The following is a 19,127-nucleotide window of genomic DNA, read 5'->3' on the forward strand; positions in this document are numbered from 1 at the left end:
CAAGATGAAGAACCAGCTCTGGCACATTCTGATCATCGACGACAGCCCGGACGATCGCGCCGATCTCCGGCAGATGCTGCTGCGCGGCTCGGATCGGCGCTATCGCTTCAGCGAGGCGGAACTGGGCGCCGACGGCCTGCGTCAATTGCAGCAAACGCGCGAGGGCCCCTACGATTGCATCCTGCTTGACTATTGCCTGCCCGACATGAACGCGGAGGAGCTGCTGGCGGCCTTCTGTGCTAGCGCGGATTTGCCCCCGTGCCCGGTGGTGGTGGTCACCGGGTCCGGCAGAGCGGATGGCCGCAAGTTGCTCCGTGCTGGTGCGCAGGACTACATCGGCAAGGACTGGACGACACCCGAAAGCCTGACACGTGCAGTCGAAAACTCCAGGGAACGTTTCGCGTTGCTGGCTGATCGCGCTGAGGCGAGGGAAGTGCTACGGACCGAGCGTGAGCGGCTCGATCTGGCGCTCACCTACGGGAACATGGGCATTTATGAGTGGCACATGGTGGACGACAGGCTCTGGTGGTCAGCCGAGCTTTACCGCGTGTTCGGCGTCACACCGGAGACTTTCATCCCGACACTTGACACATTCAGCGCGCTGCTCCATCCGGATGACCGGGAAGTTTTCTGGCAGAACGTCGCCGAATCGATTGCGCAACGCCAACCGTTCCTGAACGAGTTTCGCATCGTGCCTCCGGACGGCAAGGTGCGATGGATCGCCGACCGCGGACAGACGGAATACGACGCCGAGGGTCGGGGCTTGCGCCACTTCGGCGTGGCGTTCGATGTCACCGAGGGCAAGGTCGCCGAGGCGAAGCTGATCGAGGCCAAAGTCGCGGCCGAAATAGCCAACAACGCCAAGTCCGATTTCCTCTCCAGCATGAGTCATGAGCTGCGCACACCGCTGCATGCCATCCTCGGTTTCGCCCAGTTGATCGATTTGGCTTCGCCGCCGCCAACACCCGCGCAGAAGCGAAGCATCGATCAAGTTCTCAAGGCCGGGTGGCACCTGCTGGGGCTGATCAACGAAGTTCTCGATCTGGCGCTGATCGAGTCCGGGAAGCTCTCGCTGTCGATGGAACCGGTCGCGTTGGCCGAGGTCCTGCGCGATTGCGAGGCCATGGTGGAACCAGAAGCGCAAAAGCAGGGCATCAGCGTGGCGTTCGCGCCCTTCGAAGCCGGTTGCTCGGTCGATGCTGACCCGACACGGGTGAAACAGGTGATCATCAACCTGCTGTCCAACGCAATCAAGTACAACAAACCCGGCGGCGCGGTTTGCGTGACGTGCGCCCCGAGCCCGCCGGAGTCGATGCGTATCAGCGTTCGCGATACCGGTGAGGGCCTGACCCCCGGGCAGCTGGCGCAACTCTTCCAGCCATTCAATCGTCTGGGTCAAAAGGTGCCGGGCGAAGAAGGTACGGGCATCGGCCTGGTGGTCTGCAAGAGGCTGGTGGATGCAATGAACGGCAGGATTGGCGTTGACAGCACGGTTGGCCAGGGCAGCGTCTTCTGGGTCGAACTCAAGCTGACGACTGAAGCGCAAGCCGCCAGCTACGCCGCTGAACCAACGGGGCTCGTCCAGGAGGCGCAAGTTCTCGGTGAGGCACCCCTGCACACCCTGCTCTACGTCGAGGACAACCCGGCCAATCTGCTGCTGGTCGAGGAAATCCTTCTGCGCCGCAGCGATATCCACCTGTTGAGTGCGCGGAACGCCAACCAGGGCATCAGGCTGGCGCGCTCCTTTCTGCCGGATGTCATCCTGATGGACGTCAATCTGCCTGACATCAGCGGCAGCAGCGCGCTGAAAATCCTGGCGGACGATCCGGCAACGGCGCATATCCCGGTGCTCGCCCTGAGTGCCGACGCCAATCCCGGCGATATCGAAAAAGGTCTGCTGGCAGGCTTCTTCCGTTATCTCACCAAGCCGATCAAGGTCAACGAGTTCATGAAAACGCTGGACGAGGCCTTGAGATCCGCGAAAACAGACGCTGCCGTCGCAGCCAAAGAGGAAGAAGTCTGATGATTACCGCGCGCGAAATCCTTGCAGCCAGCATCCTGATCGTTGACGATCAGGAGTCCAATATCCTCTTGCTCGAGCAAATGCTGGATGAGGCCGGCTACACATCCATTGCTTCGACGATGGATCCGAGCGAGGTGTGTACGCTGCACCGCAAGCATCGCTACGACCTGATCCTGCTTGACCTGCAGATGCCCGGCATGGATGGCTTTCAGGTCATGGAAACCCTGAAGACCAACGAGGAAGAGGCCTACCTGCCGGTGCTCGTGATCACTGCCCAGCCGGGCCACAAGCTGCGCGCCCTCCAGGCCGGCGCCAGGGATTTCATCAGCAAGCCCTTCGATCTGGTGGAAGTGCAGATGCGCATCCGCAACATGCTGGAAGTCCGCTTGCTGTACAAGAAACTCGCCGAGTACAACGCCATTCTCGAACAGACGGTGCAGGAACGCACCGCCGAACTGCGCGAAAGCGAAGCCCGGTATCGCAGCCTGACCGAACTGGCCTCGGACTGGTATTGGGAACAGGACGAGAACATGAATTTCACCAAGGTCTCGGGTCCCGTCCTGGAGATGCTCGGCATCCGGGTCGGCCCCCTGCTGGGCGAATCAGTTGGTCTTGAGGACGCAGGCTGGGATGAGTCGGAGCGTGCCGTGCTGCAGGCGGCCATTGCCGCCCGGCAACCGTTCCTTGATTTTCTTTTCCACCGCGTCAACGCGGATGGCTCGCAACAGCAGTTCCGGGTGAGCGGCGAGCCAATGTTCAACCGTTCCTGCCGCTTCATCGGTTACCGCGGAATCGGGGTTGAAGTCACCAGCAAGAACGAGAACCCGTGATCTGGACGCGCCGCGATGCCAACACCTCATAGTCCGCAGCAAAACCATCTTCTCGCCGCCCTGCCGACGGCGGAGTTCGAAGCCCTGGCGACGCATCTGGAACTGGTTCCGATGCGGCTTGGCGACATGCTCTACGAACCGGGCAGACAGTTGTCGCACGCCTATTTCCCGACGACATCGATCGTTTCGCTGCATTACGTGATGGCGTCGGGCGCGTCGGCCGAATCGGCAGGCGTGGGCAATGAAGGTGTCGTCGGCGTGGCGTTGTTCATGGGGGGAGACACCACGCCAAGCTCGGCCGTGGTGCAGACCGCCGGCCATGCTTATCGGCTGGAGGCCCGCGTTCTGAAGCAGGAATTCAGCCGGGCGGGCTCGCTGCAAGCCTTGTTGCTGCGTTACACGCAGGCGTTGATGACGCAGATGGCGCAGATCGCGGCCTGCAATCGCCACCATTCGGTGGAACAGCAACTCTGCCGCTGGCTGTTGATGACGCTCGACCGCCTGCCGGGCAACGAGCTGGTGATGACTCAGGAACTGATCTCCGGCATGCTCGGGGTACGCCGAGAAGGGATTACCGAAGCCGCCGGGAGATTGCAGCGAGACGGTCTCATTCTCTATCGCCGGGGTCACATCACGGTGCTTGATCGCCGCGGCCTCGAGAAGCACGCCTGCGAGTGCTACGCCGTGGTGAGCAATGAATTGATCCGCCTGCTGTCCGATGTGCAGCATCGTCAGAGCATCTCCTCGCTGGCAGACTGAGCTGCGGCCAGCGCGAGCCCTCATCCTCATGCAGCTGTGAGTACGGCATCCTGACCGCCAGGCGGTCGGTGTTGAGCAGGCAACGCCACTTATGTTCGCCAGCGGACAGACAGGGGCGCAGCTGCGGCCTAAGCTGAAGCATCCGAGTCGAAAGGGGCGTTCCTGCAGTGGGCTGCCAGGCAGCCGTTGCAGCCCGCGCGCTCCTGGCGAAGACACGTGTATGCACCGCGATGCTTGCCAAAGCATTGCTCCTCAACTCATCAGATGAAGGAACGACAATGAACAGAATCCAAATGAACGCGCTGGCACTGGCAGTCAGTCTCGGTTTCAGTGCCGGCGCCATGGCAGAAAACATGTCGAAGGCCGATTACTCGACGGCAAAAGACAAGATCGCGGCCGAGTACAAGTCGGGCAAGGCGGCGTGCAATTCGCTCTCCGCCAATGCCAAGGATGTCTGCGTCGCGCAGGCCAAGGGTGTACAGAAGGTGGCACGCGCCGATCTTGACGCCAGCTACAAGCCCAGCACGAAAGCCCACTACGAGGCGCTCGTCGCCAAAGCCGAAGCTGACTATGGGGTTGCCAGGGAGAAGTGCGACGACTTGTCCGGCAACGCGAAGGACGTGTGCGTGAAGGAAGCGAAAGCGGCAGAGACGACCGCCAAGGCTGACGCCAAAGCACAGATGAAGACGGCCAACGCGAACGCTTCGGCCAAGGAGACTTCGAGCGATGCGCGCAGCAAGGCGAGCAGCGAGAAGGCCGACGCCCGCAAGGACGCGACAGCGGACAAGGTCGACGCGCAGTACGCCGTGGCGAAGGAAAAGTGCGACGCCATGGCCGGCGCCGCCAAGGATGACTGTCTGGCCAAGGCGAAGGCAAGCGCGGGCAAGTAGTCAGCGGCGCTCGCGCAGGCACGATGCCATGAAAAAACAAGCTTTGACAAAGAGGTAACAGCATGAAGACAAGACAGGGATTTACAGTCGGCGCAGTTGCCGCCGCATTGCTGCTCGGCGTGGCAGGGTGTTCCGGGATGTCGGCGCAGGGCAAGAACACCGCTGTCGGTGCCGGTGTGGGTGCCGTCGGCGGCGCGGTTCTGACCGGTGGTAGCGCGGCGGGAACCGTGGGTGGTGCAGCCGTCGGCGGCATCATCGGCCACGAAGTCAGCAAGTAGAGAGGATCCGGATGCGATGCGCCTGACTTTCCCGGCCGGCGCGTTTCCATCACTCATTGCCCTGATCCCCGGCGAGAGTCACCGACAGGCTTGCTCTTGCCGTCGGGTGAGTGGGCCACCAGGAGACAATACGTATGTGGAACTTTGGGAAGACCAGCGGCACAGCCCTGGTGATCGGTACCTTGCTTGTCGCACTCTCGGGCTGCCAGAAGCAGGAAGGTCCGGCAGAGAAAGCCGGCAAGGAAGTCGACAAGGCGGCACAGACAGTCGGCAAGCAGATCGAGAAAGCGGGTGAAAGCATCCAGGACACAGCAAAGGGAGACAAGAAGTAAACGGGCGCGTGGCTGGTCCTTCCGCCAGCCTGCGGAAGAGGCGCTTGGTGCCAGTCAGGACAGGCCGCAGATTTCCTCCGGACCCTGAGACCGGACTGGGCGCGACGATGCATTGCGCTCAGCCTGAGCCTGGTCGCCGCAGGCGCTTCAGGCGAGCAATATTCAGCAAACCACTTATCCAACAACGACAAGGAATCCTCATGAAATACTCCATCATGCTTTCTGCAGCACTCATCGCACTGGCCGTGACCGCGTGCGACAAAAAACCAGCAGTCGTCAATGCGCCGCCCGCGACCGTGGTGACGGTTCCGGGGCCAGCGGGTCCGGCAGGTGCCACGGGATCAACTGGCGCGACCGGATCCACCGGTTCGAGCGGGGCGACAGGCGCAACCGGCAGCACGGGCACGACCGGAGCGACCGGTGAGCCCGGCAAAACGGGGGGAGATACGGTGGTCGTCGTTCCCGGCCAGGCTCCCGCGCGCTGATTCACTGTCGCCGCGGCGCTGTGGTCCGCGTGAGGGGCCTGGTGTTCAAGCCCCTCGCTGTTCAGCCAGCATGCTTTCACCTGAAGTCGTCGTTGTGAATGCGTGGTGCTTGAACAGCGAGAGGGCATTGCGTGCAACAGACAGGGCTTCGAAGTCGGTGGCCGAGTCCCGGTGGTGCGTCTGTCGGCTGATCAACAGGAAGACCGTTTCCGGCTCGTGCGCGGCTTGACAGAAACAACCTGCAGGGTTTCCCTGCGGCTTTTTTACCGTGCGCTCTTCAAGAGGCAATCCGGGGTACGAGTCGGTTCAGCGGGTCAGCTTTGGCGAGGATGCTAGCACCGTACGCAAGAACAACGCCCCTCAGAACCTGTCTTGCCTGAAGAAGATCGTGTTCAACAGGATTCGCCTGGATACTGCCGACAAGAGCGAGCGCAGCCTGCGCCTGAAGCGCAAGCGCGCCGCTTCGAAGGAGGGCGACGTCCGGATGCGAATACTGGGCCTCAATTCCCTGGGCCTCACTTCGCAGCCATGCTGGCGGCTAAGCGGTGTGCAATCAATGCACGAACAGCGCAATAAGAATGATGATCGGGATGGGTACGCCTGGAAACAGCAAACAGCATAAGGGATCGCATGTTGGCCTCCTCCAGTGAAGTATGTTATTTCCATGAATCTCAGGCTTGTGCGCGGCCACACTGATCCGGCAGGGCAACTTCTCATCAAATGGCGTGTGACGGAAATCCCGATCGCCGTCTGCGGTCGCTGCCGGTGCGATGTTCCAGATTCCCGGCCCCCCCCAGCCCGCGCGCCAAGGCATGCGAACTCCGGCGCTGATGTTCCCGCCGGTCCTCGAAGTGGGAATACCTGCAATTACATAGGGAAGCGTCACAGCCTGGTAACGGCAGACGCGGCGCTTCTTGAGCCAGAAACCGCTGCTCCTCAAGACGCCTCGCGCTCGCGCAGCCATCGTTGCCTGGCTTTATTGCGACGCCCCGATAGGGAGAGACGGGCTGGCTGTCGGCCTGCTCACCTTGCGCTGTGACGCGTTTGCGCGGCCGCGAGAGCCAGACAGCAAAGCCAACCAAACAACAAATGACTAGTAGCCAAGCTGTCATAGTTTCTCCTTCCCTGCGATTCGTTCAGTCATGGACCTGCGTGCGCCCGAAGTCCAGCCTCGGTTTCATCGCCGTCTCCGCCTGCTATGTGCTGTGTCCGCCTCTGGCAGGCAGAATCCGGGCAGCCCGCTATAACCTGCCCGTCAGCAACAGAATGAGCAGGATGAGCACCACCAGGCCAATACCACCGCTGGGCCCGTAACCCCAACTCCGGCTGTGCGGCCAGGCTGGAATCGCGCCGATCAGCAGCAAGACCACCACAATCAGCAGAATTGTTCCCAATGACATTTCATTTCTCCTTAAAGTCAATCATGACGGCGCAGCATTCGAGCCTGCTCGCGCTGCGCACTCGCGGCGCCTTCCTCGGTGCGCCGAACCTTGTCTTTCACCCGCTCTGTGGGTTGCTGCCTGACAGCGCTCGTCGCCTCAGGTTTGCCGGCGACCATCGTGGGCCGCTGCAATCGCTGCCTGTCCTTGACGAAGATGTTACTCAAACAGAGGCAAACTTCTGTACGGCAGCGCACACTTCGGAGCCCACGCCTGAGTCCGCCGGCTTGCGCCCCGCCAGGCCAGGTGGGCGCCATGTACGCCATGTGTACGCTGGCGCACAGACTGTGTGCCGGGTGAGGCAGACCATGGGCTTGGCGGGACAGAGTGTCTGCGCTCGAGTAAAGGGCTTGCTGTCGGGAAGGACCGCCGCGGCGGCCAGGTGCGGCCATCCGGCCTCTTGTCAATGGCAATGAGGCGCTGCTGCCACCGGCAGCGCTCACCTCGTTAATTCACAACACACAACAGCAGGAGACATGATGAATACCGAACTGATCACAACACAGGGCAACGTCGAAGGCACCAGGGACAAGCTCGCCAAGGATCTCAGGACCGTGGTCGCCGATGCCGACTACCTGCTGAAGGAGGTGGCCAATTCGACCGCCGAAGAATTTGCGGCAGCGCGCACGAGGGTTGGTGCCAAGCTGTCCGAGGCCAGATCCCGGCTTGACGAAGCGCGAATCGCGGTCACGGACAGAGCCAGACACACCGCCGACGTCACCCACGAGTACATGATGGACAACCCCTGGAAGGTCGTCGGGCTGGCCGCGGTCATCGGGCTGATCATCGGCGTCATTGCCAGTCGCCGCTGAGTCACGAGACAGGGTGACCGGCAGGCTGGCAGACCGTATCGAGAAGGCGGTCGAGACGCACTGCAGCCGCGACAACGCCAGGGCTCTCGTCACCGACTGCCCGAACGAGTGAACGGCTCGGCCTCGCCGTAGAAAAACCTGTCGATATCAGCAGTCTCAGTCTCAGGACCCCGAGCGACGAAATGCGTAAAATGGTCGGCGAAGTGCGCCGACCAGGCGCCGGGGAGAAATAATGACGCCGGGACACCTGAAGAAGAAGGCCAACTCGCCATCGTTGGAGGTTCCGCTTGCACCTGTCAATTTGGCAGCGGCAGAGACTCCCTCAACCGCTTCCTTCCCGATCGTTGGCATCGGCGCCTCGGCCGGCGGGCTGGCAGCATTCGAGGCCTTTTTTTCCGGTATGCCCAGCGACGCCGAACCCGGCATGGCCTTCGTGCTGGTTCAGCACCTGGCACCGGACCACAAAAGCATTCTCTCCGACCTCATTCAGCGCTATACCCGCATGCAGGTCTTCGAGGTTGCCGACGGGATGGTGGTGCAGCCCAATTGCGCCTATATCATCCCGCCCAACCGCGACATGGCGTGTCTGCATGGCGCACTGCAATTGCTCGAGCCTTCCGAGCCGCGCGGACATCGCCTGCCCATTGACTTTCTCTTTCGCTCGCTGGCCCTCGACCAGAAGGAACGGGCAATCGGCATTGTGCTCTCCGGCACCGGCAGCGACGGCACGGCGGGCGTGCGGGCGATCAAGGACGAGGGCGGCATGGTCATGACGCAGAGCCCCGATTCCGCCGAGTACGACGGCATGCCGCGCAGCGCGCTCGATACCGGCCTGGTGGACTACGTCCTGCCGCCGGCCGAGATGCCTGCTCAGCTGATCGGTTACGCCACACATGCCTTCGGCCAACGCGCGCGCGCAGTTGCCGTCGCTGGGCCGAAGAGCGAACTGGCGCTGAAGAAGATCGTCGTTCTGCTGCGTGCCCAGACCGGTCACGATTTTTCCCAATACAAGCCGAGCACCATCCAACGCCGCATCGAACGGCGGATGGCCGTGCACCAGATCAAAGCGCTGGACAGCTACGTCAGGTACCTGCAGGAGACGCCGTCCGAGGTCGAGGCGCTGTTTCGTGACCTGTTGATTGGCGTGACCAATTTCTTCCGCGATCCGGAGGCCTTCGCGGTGCTGGAGAAGCAGGTCATTCCGACGCTGTTTGCCGACCACCCGGCAGGCGCGGTGATCCGCGTCTGGTCGGCGGGATGTTCCACTGGCGAGGAGGCATATTCGATTGCCATCCTGCTGCAGGAACACATGGAGGCACTCAAGCAAAGCTATACGATCCAGGTCTTTGCCACCGACATTGACAGCCGGGCGATCGCCACCGCGCGCAGTGGCCTGTATCCGGCCAGCATCGCCGCCGACCTGTCGCCGCAGAGGCTGGCGCGGTTCTTCACGGCGGTGCCCGACGGCAGCGCCTACCGAATCAACAAAGGTATCCGCGACCTGCTGGTCTTCTCGGAGCAGGATGTGATCAAGGATCCGCCGTTTTCCAGACTCGACCTGATCAGTTGCCGCAACCTCCTGATCTACATGGGCGCCGAGTTGCAGAAAAGGCTCATTCCGCTGTTCCACTACGTGCTCAGGCCGGGGGGTACACTGTTCCTCGGCACCTCCGAAGGCGTGGGCGAGTTTGCCGACCTCTTTGCCGTGCTCGACCGCCACGCCAAGCTGTATCAGCGCAAGGAGCATTTTTCCAGCACCCGGCGCATGACCCTGGGACGCTTTCTGCCACCCCGGATGGCGATCGATGCGGCGCCCACCGGTGGCGGCAAGCCTGGCTCGCGTGCCAGGCTGCCACTGCGCGAGCTGACCGAACAGGCGCTTCTGCAACAGCTTGCCCCGGCCAGCGCGCTGGTCAATGGCCAGGGTGACATCCTTTACCTGCACGGCCGGACCGGCATGTACCTGGAGCCAGCCGCCGGCGAGTCGGGCGTCAACAACATCCTGCGAATGGCCCGCGAAGGGCTGCGGCAAGATCTGAGCATGGCCCTGCACAAAGCGGCCAACAGCAGTCAGCGCGTGCACTGCCCGGGGCTGCAGGTGAAAACCAACAGCCACTTCGCGCGCGTCGATCTGACCGTCTGCCCGCTGTCGGCCGACCCTGAAGTGATGCCGGAGTCGCCTTTGTACCTGGTCATGCTGCAGGACTCCGTTGCCACGGATCAGGCGCAGCCGGCCGTGCCGGCAGCCAGCGGCAGGGCAGCCGCTCCTGACGAAGGCCCTGAGGCGAAAGCCGCGTCGCACACGCTGGCGCGCATCGCCGTCCTCGAGCAGGAGTTGCGGGCCAAGGACGAATATCTCCAGACTACCCAGGAAGAACTGGAGACCTCGAACGAAGAGCTCAAGTCATCGAACGAGGAAATGCAGTCGGTGAACGAAGAACTGCAATCGACCAACGAGGAACTGGAAACCTCGAAGGAAGAATTGCAGTCGGTCAACGAGGAACTGGCCACGGTCAACGCCGAGTTGCAAGCCAAGGTGATCGATTTGTCGCGCACCAACAACGACATGAACAATCTCCTCGCCGGCACCGGCATCGGCACCGTCTTTGTGGACCACCAACTGCGCATCCTGCGCTTCACACCGGCCGCCAGCGGCATCATCAACCTCATCCAGAGCGACATCGGCCGGCCGGTGGCCCACATTGTCTCCAACCTGGCCGGCTACGAGGGTCTCGTGGCAGACACCCGGGCCGTGCTGAATACGCTGATCCACAAGGAGGTGGACGTGCAGACCAGGGAAGGCAAGTGGTACACGATGCGCATCCAGCCCTACCGAACGCTGGATAATGTGATCGAGGGTGCAGTGATCTCGTTTTTGGACATCACCGAAACGGTGCAGACACGGGAGGCGTTGCGCGCCGCGAATGATCTGTGCCGCCTGGCGGTGATCGTGCGCGATGCACACGATGCCATCACCGTGCAGGATCTGGAGGGCCGGATCCTGGTCTGGAACCCGGGAGCCGTACGGATGTATGGCTGGGCCGAAGGCGAGGCGCTGCGGATGAACGTGCGCGACCTGATTCCGCCGGAGTTGCGCGAGGAGACTTTGCTGACCCTGCGGCAGCTTGCCCAGGCTGAAGTCCTGGAGCCGTATCGTGGCCAACGGCTCACCAAATACGGTGCGGTGGTCAATGTCTCGATGATCTCGACCGTCTTGATGGATGCGGCCGGCGAGGTCTATGCCATCGCGACCACGGAAAGGGCGAGCGAAGTCGTCAGGGATCGTCGGAAAACAGGAAGGTGATCGATGAGCATACAGGACAAACGCCATTCAGCACTCAGAGTCCCCCCCCCCCGCAATGGGTGAACCATTGACTGCCGGGCAGGGGCTGCGCGAGCAGGCCGAGGCGTTGTTTCTCGAAGAGTCGGCGCTGGCGCCCGCCGGGCGTGAAAGCCTGTCGCTCGAAGATACGGAGCGGCTGCTCCATGAGCTGCGCGTGCATCAGATCGAGCTGGAGATGCAGAACGAGGAATTACGTCAGGCGCAGGCGCTGCTCGACACCGAGAGGGCACGCTATTTTGACCTTTATGACCTGGCGCCGGTCGGCTACTGCACCTTGAGCGAAACGGGGCTGATCCTGCAAAGCAATCTGGCCGCGGCAACCCTGCTCGGCAGCACCCGTGCTGGACTGGTCATGCAACCGATCAGCCGTTTCATCCTCAAGGTGGACCAGGACATCCACTATCTGCACCGCAGGAACGTGGTTGATAACGGCGAACCGCAGGCCTGCGAGTTGCGGCTGATGAAGGGTGACGGGACGGCATTCTGGGCGCATGTCGCGTCGGCTGTCGCGCAAGAGGCGAATGGCACGGTCGTTCTGCGCGTCCTCCTGAGCGACGTCACCCAGCGCAAGCTGGCGGAAGCCGAGCGGGCAATGTTCGATCAGACGCTGCAGGACCAGAACGCCGAGCTGAAACGTCTCAGGCTCGTGGCGGAAACGGCCAACCTGGCAAAATCGGAGTTCCTGTCGAGCATGAGTCATGAGCTACGCACGCCGCTCAGTGCGATCCTCGGTTTTGCCCAGCTCATCGAATCCGGGTCTCCCAAGCCGACGCCCTCGCAACAGCGAAGCATCGATCAGATTCTCAAGGCGGGGTGGCACCTGCTCGGGCTGATCAACGAAGTTCTCGATCTCGCGATGATCGAGTCCGGCAAACTGTTACTGGCAATGGAACCGATATCGCTGCCCGAAGTGATCGCCGAATGCCAGGACATGGTCAAACCGCAGGCGGAGCAAAATGAGGTCAGCTTGTCCTTTGCCGGGTGCGTGGCCCCCTGTTTCGTCCTGGCCGACCGGAAACGGTTGAAGCAGATCCTGATCAACCTTCTTGCCAATGCAATCAAGTACAACAAGGCCGGCGGAGCGGTCACGATGGATTGTAGCCCGAGCCAGCCGGATGCGATGCGCATCAGCGTTCAGGACACCGGTGCAGGACTCGCCCCGGAACAACTGGCACAGCTGTTCCAGCCGTTCAATCGTCTCGGACAGGAGGCGGCTTCGGATGAGGGGACAGGTATTGGCCTGGTCGTGTGCAAGCGGCTGATTGAAGCGATGGGAGGCGTCATCGGCGTCGAGAGCGCGGTCGGCAAAGGCAGCGTGTTCTGGATCGAGCTGACGCTGGCGACTGAAGACCGGGCGATTGCCGACACGGCTGGACTCGTGCCGGTCGCCCAGGCACCAGAGCCGGTTGGCCAGCCCTTGCGCACCGTGCTCTATGTCGAGGACAACACCGCGAATCTGATGTTGGTCGAGGAGATCGTCGCGCGCCGCGTCGATGTGCGACTGCTGACCGCGCGGGATGGGCGCCACGGCATCGAGATCGCCTGCGCTTCCCGACCCGATGTCATCCTGATGGACATCAGTCTGCCGGACATCAGCGGTGTCGAAGCGCTGCAAGTTCTGGCAGGAAATCCGGCAACAGCTCACATCCCGGTGATTGCGATCAGCGCCAATGCCATACCCCGCGATATTGAGAAAGGTCTGGCGGCAGGATTCTTCCGCTACCTGACGAAGCCGATCAGGGTGAACGAGTTACTGGAGACGCTGGACATGGCCCTGCAATTCGCCAGGACCGGTGCGGGCAAGCGCGCCACCGATGGGGCCAGCACGCCAGGCAGTCCATGAGCCTGCGGGTCTTGTCAAAGGGCGCGTCAGCCGCCTCATTTGGCCGCTATGTGCGCCAGCGAACAGTGTTTCCGCGATTTATCGCGCAAGCTGTGCTCAGGGATTGAATGTGTATGGTGGTGCGAACCGTCGTTCGAGGTTCGCCTGCCAGCACCGCTGAATTCTGTTTTCCATTCCCCTGAGGAGTCACACCATGCTTGCCGTTAGCCCAGAACTGATCAACTCCGTCGAGATCAACACCCAGGCCTTCATGACCCTGTCGAAAATCGCATTTTCCAGCCTGGAGCGTTTGGCCACCCTGAACCTGAATGCAACTCGCCTCGCCTTCGAAGAGGGCACCAGCGGCTTCGCTTCGCTGCTCCAGACCAAGGACGCCAGTGAGCAGCAGAAGGTGCTCGGCGCCACGCCCGGAAAAGCGACCAACAGCGCCGCCGCCTACCTGCAGGGGGTGCAGGAAATAGCCGCTGACACCCAGAGCGAAGTCACCAAGCTGGTCACCTCGTATTTTTCTTCGCAAGGCCGGGGCGCAAACGCCAGCACGGGTGCCCTGAAGGGGTTCGAATTATTCAAGGGCTTTGCGCAGCAGATTACCGACATGACCGCCGCCAACACCAAGGTGGTCGGCGACGCAACGGCCCGTATCGCCAGCGCAACTACCGCTCTTGCCAGGAAAGGCACGTAAGGGCTCGCCTACGCTCCTGCCGTGAAAGCCGCAGATCAGTGGCCCCGCGACCGCTGTCGCTGGGTGCTGCTTGCCGCGCCTGCGAGTGATGACGCAGCTTCCGATGCATCGGCGAGCGATGCGGAGAGCGGTTGGCCGGGGAGGTCGCGGGGGGTGTACGTCTGTCATCGCGACGCCACGGCTGATCTGTTCGCCGGCTACCGGCGACGGCATCCTCGACTCACCAAGCTCATCCAGGTATCTGCGGCAACTGGCAGTGGTCGCGACCACGCGGCTGGCGATTCCGCGCACGGACAGCGCGCATGCCCCCGCTGCAATGGCTGGGTGTACCGCATCCCGCGACGGTTCGTCGATGGGCTGCTGAATATTCTTAGGCCGGTACACCGCTATCGCTGCCGCTCGGTCACCTGTGGTTGGGAAGGGAACCTGCGCGTGCGGCGGGATACCCTGCCGAGCCTGCGCCGGCGTTAGCCGGGCGAGGGACGATACGGCGCATCACAGTCAGTCGCCTGATGTGCGCCACCGTACAGATTTAGCCAGGTCAGGCGGCTAGTCTTGCAGTGCATCCCGAGTCGCCGTCAAGCCAGTCCAGTCATCAGGCACTTCAGACACGCCGTGCGCGCTGCGACGATGGATGCTCGATGGGCAATTCCGCCCGTCGGATTCCGGAGCAGGGGAGTTTGACATGAACTGGGATATCGTTGAAGGCAACTGGAAGCAATTCAAGGGCAAAGTGAAGATGCAGTGGGGCAAACTGACAGACGACCATCTGGATGTGATTGCCGGCAAGCGCACCGAGTTGGCGGGTAAGCTCCAGGAGAGCTATGGCATCAGCAAGGACGAGGCCGAAGAGCAGATCAAGAGCTTTGAAGAGATCAACAAGGACTACCGTCCATAGAGCGCCGCATGGGCCAACTACGCAGCGCGTCGCGCTCCGCCATGCGCTGCGCCACCCGGGTGCTCCTCGTTGAGGACAATGGCGGTGACGCCGAATTGATTCAGCAGTCTCTTGGCGGGGCGGGCGAAGGCTCGTTTGGCGTCGAACGGGTGTCGCGGCTCTCGGATGCGCTTGCTCGACTGGGCCGGGGCGGTATCGAGGTACTGCTGCTTGACCTTGCGCTGCCCGACGGCCAGGGTCTCGACGCCTTCGATCAGGTGTTCCGGGCGGCGCCCAATGCCCTGATCCTCGTTCTCGGTACAGCGAGTGATGAAGCCATCGCGCGCAAGGCGGTGCAGCGCGGCGCCAGCGACTATCTCATCAAGGGCCATGTCGACGCCCACTGGTTACCGCGGGCACTGCGTTACCTGCTCGACCGCAAGGCGACGCGCGACGCGCTGCGGGCCAGCGAGCTACGCTTCCGGGCGATGAGCGACGCCTCCCCGCTGGGAATCTTCGTCTCCGATGTGCAGGGTGACTGTGTGTACACGAATGCCGCCTATCACAGGATATCGGGGCTGACCTTCGAGGAGACGCTGGGCACCAAGTGGAGCACGGCAATCCATCCCGACGATCGCCAGCGTGTACTCGCCGAGTGGCGCGATGCGGCAGGCGGTGGCGCATCATTTCAGACGGAATTTCGCTTCCTGCAGCCGAACGGGAGTGTTGTCTGGGCGCGGGTCAACAGCGCGGCGATGAACGACGGGTTGGCCGTGAACGGTGGCGTGAAGACGGTTGAGGATATCAGCCAACGCAAGGCGGCCGAGTTCGCCTTGCAAGCGGTCGAAGAAGCCCTGTTCGAAGAAAGGGAGCGGGCCCAGGTGACCCTGGACTCCATCGGTGACGCTGTGCTGACGACCGATCTCCAGGGCAAGGTGACCTATCTGAATGTGGCGGCCGAGGCGCTGACCGGCTGGTCGCGCGAGGACGCGCTGGGGCGGCCGCTGTCGGAGGTGTTCCACATCATCGATGGCGGGACACGCCAGGCGGCTCCGGATCCTGCGCAGCAAGCCATCAAGGAGAACCGGACCGTCGGGCTGGCCGCGGATAGCATCCTGGTCCGCCGTGATGGCGGCGAGTCGGCGATCGAGGATTCCGCCGCTCCGATCCATGACCGGGACGGCCGCGTCGCCGGCGCGGTCATCGTCTTCCACGACGTCAGCGAATCCGGGCCATGGTGCTGAAGATGGCGCATCTGGCCCACCACGATTTCCTCACCGGTCTGCCCAATCGGGCGCTGCTGACCGAACGGCTCTCGCAGGCGATCGGGCTGGCGCGTCGGCGCGGCAAACAGGTGGCACTGCTCTTCGTAGACCTGGATTACTTCAAGCACATCAACGATTCGCTGGGGCATGCGGTCGGCGATCAGGTGCTGCAGTCCGCGGCTCGCCGTTTGTCCGCCTGTGTGCGTACGACGGACACGGTCTGCCGCCAGGGCGGTGACGAATTCGTGATTCTGCTGGCCGAGATCGAGCAGCCGCAGGACGCGGCCCTGGTCGCCGAAAAGTTGCTCGTCGCGCTAGCCGAGCCGCAGCTCATTGGCCAACACGAGATCCATGTGACCCTGAGCATCGGGATCAGCGTTTACCCCGATGACGGCATCGATGGCGACACGGTGATGGAGAACGCCGACGCCGCGATGTATCACGCCAAGGCAAGCGGCCGTAACAACTACCAGTTCTTCACTGCCGGCATGAACAGCCACGCCGTTCGCCGGCTGTTCGTCGAAACCGGGCTGCGGCGTGCCCTCAGGCAGAGTGAGTTTCGCCTGCATTATCAGCCGCAGATCGATCTCGCCTCAGGCGCGATGACCGGTACCGAGGCCCTCATCCGCTGGCTTGATCCGGTGCTCGGACTGATTGAACCGGAGCAGTTCGTGCCGATCGCGGAAGAATGCGGTCTCATCGTGCCGATTGGCCGCTGGGTGCTGCGCGAGGCGTGCAGGCAGGTCCGGTCCTGGCTCGATGCGGGCTTGCACGCGGTGCCCGTGGCGGTCAACATTTCCGCCCTGGAGTTCAGGCACCAGGGCTTTGTCGACGAGGTGGCCCTGATCCTGAAGGAGACCGGTCTCGCCCCGCGCTATCTGGAACTGGAACTGACCGAAAACATTCTCATGCATGACACGGAGTCGTCGGCGCAGGTGCTCGCTTCACTCAAGGCGATGGGGGTGCAGCTGGCGATCGATGATTTTGGTACCGGCTATTCGAGCCTGGGTTACCTGAAGCGTTTTCCGATCGACACCCTGAAAATCGACCAATCCTTCGTGCAGGACCTGGCGACCGATGCGGACGACGCGACCATCGTCAGCGCCGTGATCGGCATGGGACGCAACCTCAAGCAGCGGGTCATTGCCGAGGGCGTGGAAACGCAAGAGCAACTGGCGTTCCTGCGGACTCAGCGCTGCGCGCAAGGGCAAGGCTTTCTCTTCAACCGTCCGTTGCCCGCCGAGGACTTCGCGCACCTGCTGGTAACCGTTTAGGGCACGGCCATCGCGGAGGCGGACAACTATGTGCGCCAGCGTACCGACCACCGGTGCCCATGCCACTATGCTGTTTCCACGGTGTCAGCGCAGCATGAGGGGTGAAATCTCGGGCAGCTTCGCTCGCCGTCCAGCAGAACGTCGCGTCAGGGCCAGTAACGATTGGCAAGGTCAATTCCTGACGGCTCGCGACAGCGATGTCGCCAGCGGCGCAGGTTCCTTTCGGCCTCGTCACGGGGTTCATCGTCGGCAGGACCGTGCGTCGGTTGGGAGCGGTCGGAGTGGTTGGTAGAAGATCGAGTCAGGAATTCCCCGTTTTACTCATATCTGGAGAATGAACCATGAACCAAATCAGCAAGTATCTTTCCTCAGTTCTTCTGGCCGTCACGCTGGTGACTGCTGTCGGCTGCAGCTCCACCTCAAAGCAGGAGGGGACTGGCGAGTACGTTGACGACACCGTCATCACCAGCAAGGTGAAGGCGGCGGTTTTCAATGAGCCGATGCTGAAATCGGCAGAAATCAACGTTGAGACCTTCAAGGGCGTGGTGCAGCTGAGCGGCTTCGTCAGCTCGCAGGCGGCGGCGAACAAGGCGACCGAAGTGGCACGCGGCGTTGGTGGTGTGAAATCCGTCAAGAACGACATGCGGATCAAGTAGGCGATTGTTGATCACCGGCCATTGCCGGATACACTGTCCGACAATGGCCGCGCGGCTCATCGCTCAGTCCCGATGACAGCCCGATGACCGCAGTCGTCACTCCGGAAGCCGGCGCCTCAACCGGCAGTCAATCGCCGGCTGCTGCCGAGCCGCCGGTGTCGCGGTCGGCCGAGGGTGAGCATGGGCACGGGCGCCTGGCTCCGGCCATCCTCGCGACGGTTGCTGTGGTCTTCGCCCTGGACTGGGCGCAAAGCCTGTGCATTTCCCTGCTCCTCGGTATTCTCTTCGCCTACAGTCTCAATCCACTCATCGTCTGGCTGGAGCGGATCAGGCTGCCGCGCTTCCTGGGGACCACTCTGGTGATGCTGAGTGTCTTCGGCGCGCTTGTCCTGGGGACCTACGGCTTGCGCGGGGAGATGCAGACGATCCTTGACCAGTTGCCCGAGGCGGTGAGCAAGTTGTCGGCTGGCCTCGCCAGTCTGCGCAAGGGCCAGGCCAGCACCATGCAGATGGTGGAAACCGCCGCCAGCGAGATCGAAAAGGCGACCGCTCAGGCGGCAGGCAAGCGGTCGTCGCACAAACAAGCTGCGACCCGCGTCGTCATTGATGCCCCCGGTTTCGGACTCGGCAACTTCCTCTGGGTGGGTTCGCTGGGGGCTGCCGGCCTGATCGCCCAGGCAGCAATGGTCTTCTTCCTGACCTTCTTTCTTCTGCTCTCCGGCGACACCTACAAGCGAAAGCTGGTGCGACTCGCCGGACCGTCGCTGACGGACAGAAAGCTCACCGTGCGCATCCTCGATGACATCAACACATCGATCCAGCGCTATATGCTGATGATTCTGGTGACCAACGCGCTGGTTGGCGTGCTCACCTGGATCGCCCTGTACACGATCGGCCTCGACAACGCGGGCGCCTGGGCGGTGGCCGCAAGTGTGCTGCACATCGTTCCATACTTCGGGCCGGCGGTCACGGCCGCAGCCATTGCCATGGCGGCCTTCATACAGTTCAACAGCCTGTCGACGGTCCTGCTGGCCGCCGGCACGTCGCTGGCAATCGCCACGCTCGTCGGCACCTTCGTCACCACCTGGATGACCGGTCGCATCGCCAGAATGAACACGGCAGCGGTGTTCGTCACGCTGCTCTTCTGGACATGGTTGTGGGGTGTCTGGGGCATGCTGCTGAGCTGTCCAATCGCGGTGATCGTCAAGGTGGTGGCCGAGAACGTTGAGCAACTGCAGCCAGTGGCTGAGTTGCTGGCAGACTAGCGGGTGGATTGCCCGCCATGCGCTTGCGATCTGACCCCCTGGAAAGGACTCCCCCTGACTTGAACGCTGGCAAA

Annotated in this window: 18 protein-coding genes and 1 pseudogene; 17 read left to right on the plus strand and 2 right to left on the minus strand. The window is 62.4% G+C overall.

From position 1 onward, the window contains the following. Positions 1 to 4: 4 nt before the first annotated feature. The 8 genes and pseudogenes from V5B44_RS15235 to V5B44_RS15270 all read left to right on the plus strand — a co-directional run. Positions 5 to 2,023, plus strand: coding sequence for a hybrid sensor histidine kinase/response regulator (locus V5B44_RS15235; protein ID WP_332359859.1), 2,019 nt, complete (start codon positions 5 to 7; stop codon positions 2,021 to 2,023). Beyond that, entirely contained in the window at positions 2,023 to 2,853 is an 831-nt protein-coding gene (locus V5B44_RS15240; protein ID WP_332359860.1) for a response regulator, read from the plus strand. The genes V5B44_RS15235 and V5B44_RS15240 overlap by 1 nt, the downstream gene beginning before the upstream one ends. 15 nt (positions 2,854 to 2,868) lie before the next feature. Further along, the gene (locus tag V5B44_RS15245; RefSeq protein ID WP_332359861.1) at positions 2,869 to 3,612 is read left to right on the plus strand and encodes a Crp/Fnr family transcriptional regulator; all 744 of its coding nucleotides are present in this window, start codon (positions 2,869 to 2,871) and stop codon (positions 3,610 to 3,612) included. A gap of 278 nt (positions 3,613 to 3,890) precedes the next feature. Next, positions 3,891 to 4,502, plus strand: coding sequence for a hypothetical protein (locus V5B44_RS15250; RefSeq protein WP_332359862.1), 612 nt, complete (start codon positions 3,891 to 3,893; stop codon positions 4,500 to 4,502). A gap of 62 nt (positions 4,503 to 4,564) precedes the next feature. Next, a complete protein-coding gene (locus V5B44_RS15255) occupies positions 4,565 to 4,780 on the plus strand; it encodes a glycine zipper 2TM domain-containing protein (protein ID WP_332359863.1) in 216 nt (71 codons plus the stop codon). A gap of 134 nt (positions 4,781 to 4,914) precedes the next feature. Next, on the plus strand, positions 4,915 to 5,112 hold the full coding sequence (locus V5B44_RS15260; protein ID WP_332359864.1) for a hypothetical protein: 198 nt from the start codon (positions 4,915 to 4,917) through the stop codon (positions 5,110 to 5,112). Positions 5,113 to 5,312: 200 nt separating this feature from the next. After that, positions 5,313 to 5,597: a collagen-like protein gene (locus V5B44_RS15265; RefSeq protein WP_332359865.1), complete on the plus strand. Its 285-nt coding sequence runs from the start codon at positions 5,313 to 5,315 to the stop codon at positions 5,595 to 5,597. Between the two features lie 313 nt (positions 5,598 to 5,910). Continuing rightward, positions 5,911 to 6,111: pseudogene (locus tag V5B44_RS15270) on the plus strand (ISAs1 family transposase); the annotation flags it as partial. A 727-nt stretch (positions 6,112 to 6,838) separates the two neighbouring features. Here the strand turns inward: V5B44_RS15270 and V5B44_RS15275 are convergent. After that, positions 6,839 to 6,997, minus strand: coding sequence for a DUF3309 family protein (locus tag V5B44_RS15275; RefSeq protein ID WP_332359866.1), 159 nt, complete (start codon positions 6,995 to 6,997; stop codon positions 6,839 to 6,841). A 17-nt stretch (positions 6,998 to 7,014) separates the two neighbouring features. Continuing rightward, a complete protein-coding gene (locus tag V5B44_RS15280; RefSeq protein WP_332359867.1) occupies positions 7,015 to 7,203 on the minus strand; it encodes a hypothetical protein in 189 nt (62 codons plus the stop codon). Between the two features lie 309 nt (positions 7,204 to 7,512). Between V5B44_RS15280 and V5B44_RS15285 the strand changes: the two genes are divergently transcribed. The 9 genes from V5B44_RS15285 (at position 7,513) to V5B44_RS15325 (ending at position 19,053) form a co-directional block, all read left to right on the plus strand. After that, the gene (locus V5B44_RS15285) at positions 7,513 to 7,848 is read left to right on the plus strand and encodes a DUF883 family protein (protein WP_332359868.1); all 336 of its coding nucleotides are present in this window, start codon (positions 7,513 to 7,515) and stop codon (positions 7,846 to 7,848) included. Between the two features lie 232 nt (positions 7,849 to 8,080). Continuing rightward, positions 8,081 to 11,152: a chemotaxis protein CheB gene (locus V5B44_RS15290; RefSeq protein WP_332359869.1), complete on the plus strand. Its 3,072-nt coding sequence runs from the start codon at positions 8,081 to 8,083 to the stop codon at positions 11,150 to 11,152. Between the two features lie 55 nt (positions 11,153 to 11,207). Next, on the plus strand, positions 11,208 to 13,034 hold the full coding sequence (locus V5B44_RS15295) for a hybrid sensor histidine kinase/response regulator (RefSeq protein ID WP_332359870.1): 1,827 nt from the start codon (positions 11,208 to 11,210) through the stop codon (positions 13,032 to 13,034). 193 nt (positions 13,035 to 13,227) lie between these two features. Then, positions 13,228 to 13,716 carry a phasin family protein gene (locus V5B44_RS15300; RefSeq protein WP_332359871.1) on the plus strand — a complete coding sequence of 163 codons (489 nt, stop codon included), beginning with the start codon at positions 13,228 to 13,230 and terminating at the stop codon, positions 13,714 to 13,716. 685 nt (positions 13,717 to 14,401) lie between these two features. Beyond that, positions 14,402 to 14,614, plus strand: a complete 213-nt coding sequence (locus V5B44_RS15305; RefSeq protein WP_332344657.1) for a CsbD family protein — start codon at positions 14,402 to 14,404, stop codon at positions 14,612 to 14,614. Between the two features lie 8 nt (positions 14,615 to 14,622). Further along, positions 14,623 to 15,837 carry a PAS domain S-box protein gene (locus V5B44_RS15310; RefSeq protein ID WP_332359872.1) on the plus strand — a complete coding sequence of 405 codons (1,215 nt, stop codon included), beginning with the start codon at positions 14,623 to 14,625 and terminating at the stop codon, positions 15,835 to 15,837. Continuing rightward, positions 15,828 to 17,132: a putative bifunctional diguanylate cyclase/phosphodiesterase gene (locus V5B44_RS15315; RefSeq protein WP_332359873.1), complete on the plus strand. Its 1,305-nt coding sequence runs from the start codon at positions 15,828 to 15,830 to the stop codon at positions 17,130 to 17,132. The genes V5B44_RS15310 and V5B44_RS15315 overlap by 10 nt, the downstream gene beginning before the upstream one ends. Before the next feature lie 341 nt (positions 17,133 to 17,473). Then, positions 17,474 to 17,788, plus strand: coding sequence for a BON domain-containing protein (locus V5B44_RS15320; protein WP_287634516.1), 315 nt, complete (start codon positions 17,474 to 17,476; stop codon positions 17,786 to 17,788). Positions 17,789 to 17,871: 83 nt separating this feature from the next. Further along, positions 17,872 to 19,053, plus strand: a complete 1,182-nt coding sequence (locus V5B44_RS15325; RefSeq protein ID WP_332359874.1) for an AI-2E family transporter — start codon at positions 17,872 to 17,874, stop codon at positions 19,051 to 19,053. Positions 19,054 to 19,127 lie beyond the last annotated feature (74 nt).

This window comes from Candidatus Accumulibacter necessarius (genome assembly GCF_036625085.1).

Bases quoted from the DNA above. Each gene is read 5' to 3' on its own strand.
- V5B44_RS15235 (WP_332359859.1), top strand. From the start codon at position 5: ATGAAGAACCAGCTCTGGCACATTCTGATCATCGACGACAGCCCGGAC.
- V5B44_RS15240 (WP_332359860.1), top strand. From the start codon at position 2,023: ATGATTACCGCGCGCGAAATCCTTGCAGCCAGCATCCTGATCGTTGAC.
- V5B44_RS15245 (WP_332359861.1), top strand. From the start codon at position 2,869: ATGCCAACACCTCATAGTCCGCAGCAAAACCATCTTCTCGCCGCCCTG.
- V5B44_RS15250 (WP_332359862.1), top strand. From the start codon at position 3,891: ATGAACAGAATCCAAATGAACGCGCTGGCACTGGCAGTCAGTCTCGGT.
- V5B44_RS15255 (WP_332359863.1), top strand. From the start codon at position 4,565: ATGAAGACAAGACAGGGATTTACAGTCGGCGCAGTTGCCGCCGCATTG.
- V5B44_RS15260 (WP_332359864.1), top strand. From the start codon at position 4,915: ATGTGGAACTTTGGGAAGACCAGCGGCACAGCCCTGGTGATCGGTACC.
- V5B44_RS15265 (WP_332359865.1), top strand. From the start codon at position 5,313: ATGAAATACTCCATCATGCTTTCTGCAGCACTCATCGCACTGGCCGTG.
- V5B44_RS15275 (WP_332359866.1), bottom strand. From the start codon at position 6,997: ATGTCATTGGGAACAATTCTGCTGATTGTGGTGGTCTTGCTGCTGATC.
- V5B44_RS15285 (WP_332359868.1), top strand. From the start codon at position 7,513: ATGATGAATACCGAACTGATCACAACACAGGGCAACGTCGAAGGCACC.
- V5B44_RS15290 (WP_332359869.1), top strand. From the start codon at position 8,081: ATGACGCCGGGACACCTGAAGAAGAAGGCCAACTCGCCATCGTTGGAG.
- V5B44_RS15295 (WP_332359870.1), top strand. From the start codon at position 11,208: ATGGGTGAACCATTGACTGCCGGGCAGGGGCTGCGCGAGCAGGCCGAG.
- V5B44_RS15300 (WP_332359871.1), top strand. From the start codon at position 13,228: ATGCTTGCCGTTAGCCCAGAACTGATCAACTCCGTCGAGATCAACACC.
- V5B44_RS15305 (WP_332344657.1), top strand. From the start codon at position 14,402: ATGAACTGGGATATCGTTGAAGGCAACTGGAAGCAATTCAAGGGCAAA.
- V5B44_RS15310 (WP_332359872.1), top strand. From the start codon at position 14,623: ATGGGCCAACTACGCAGCGCGTCGCGCTCCGCCATGCGCTGCGCCACC.
- V5B44_RS15315 (WP_332359873.1), top strand. From the start codon at position 15,828: ATGGTGCTGAAGATGGCGCATCTGGCCCACCACGATTTCCTCACCGGT.
- V5B44_RS15320 (WP_287634516.1), top strand. From the start codon at position 17,474: ATGAACCAAATCAGCAAGTATCTTTCCTCAGTTCTTCTGGCCGTCACG.
- V5B44_RS15325 (WP_332359874.1), top strand. From the start codon at position 17,872: ATGACCGCAGTCGTCACTCCGGAAGCCGGCGCCTCAACCGGCAGTCAA.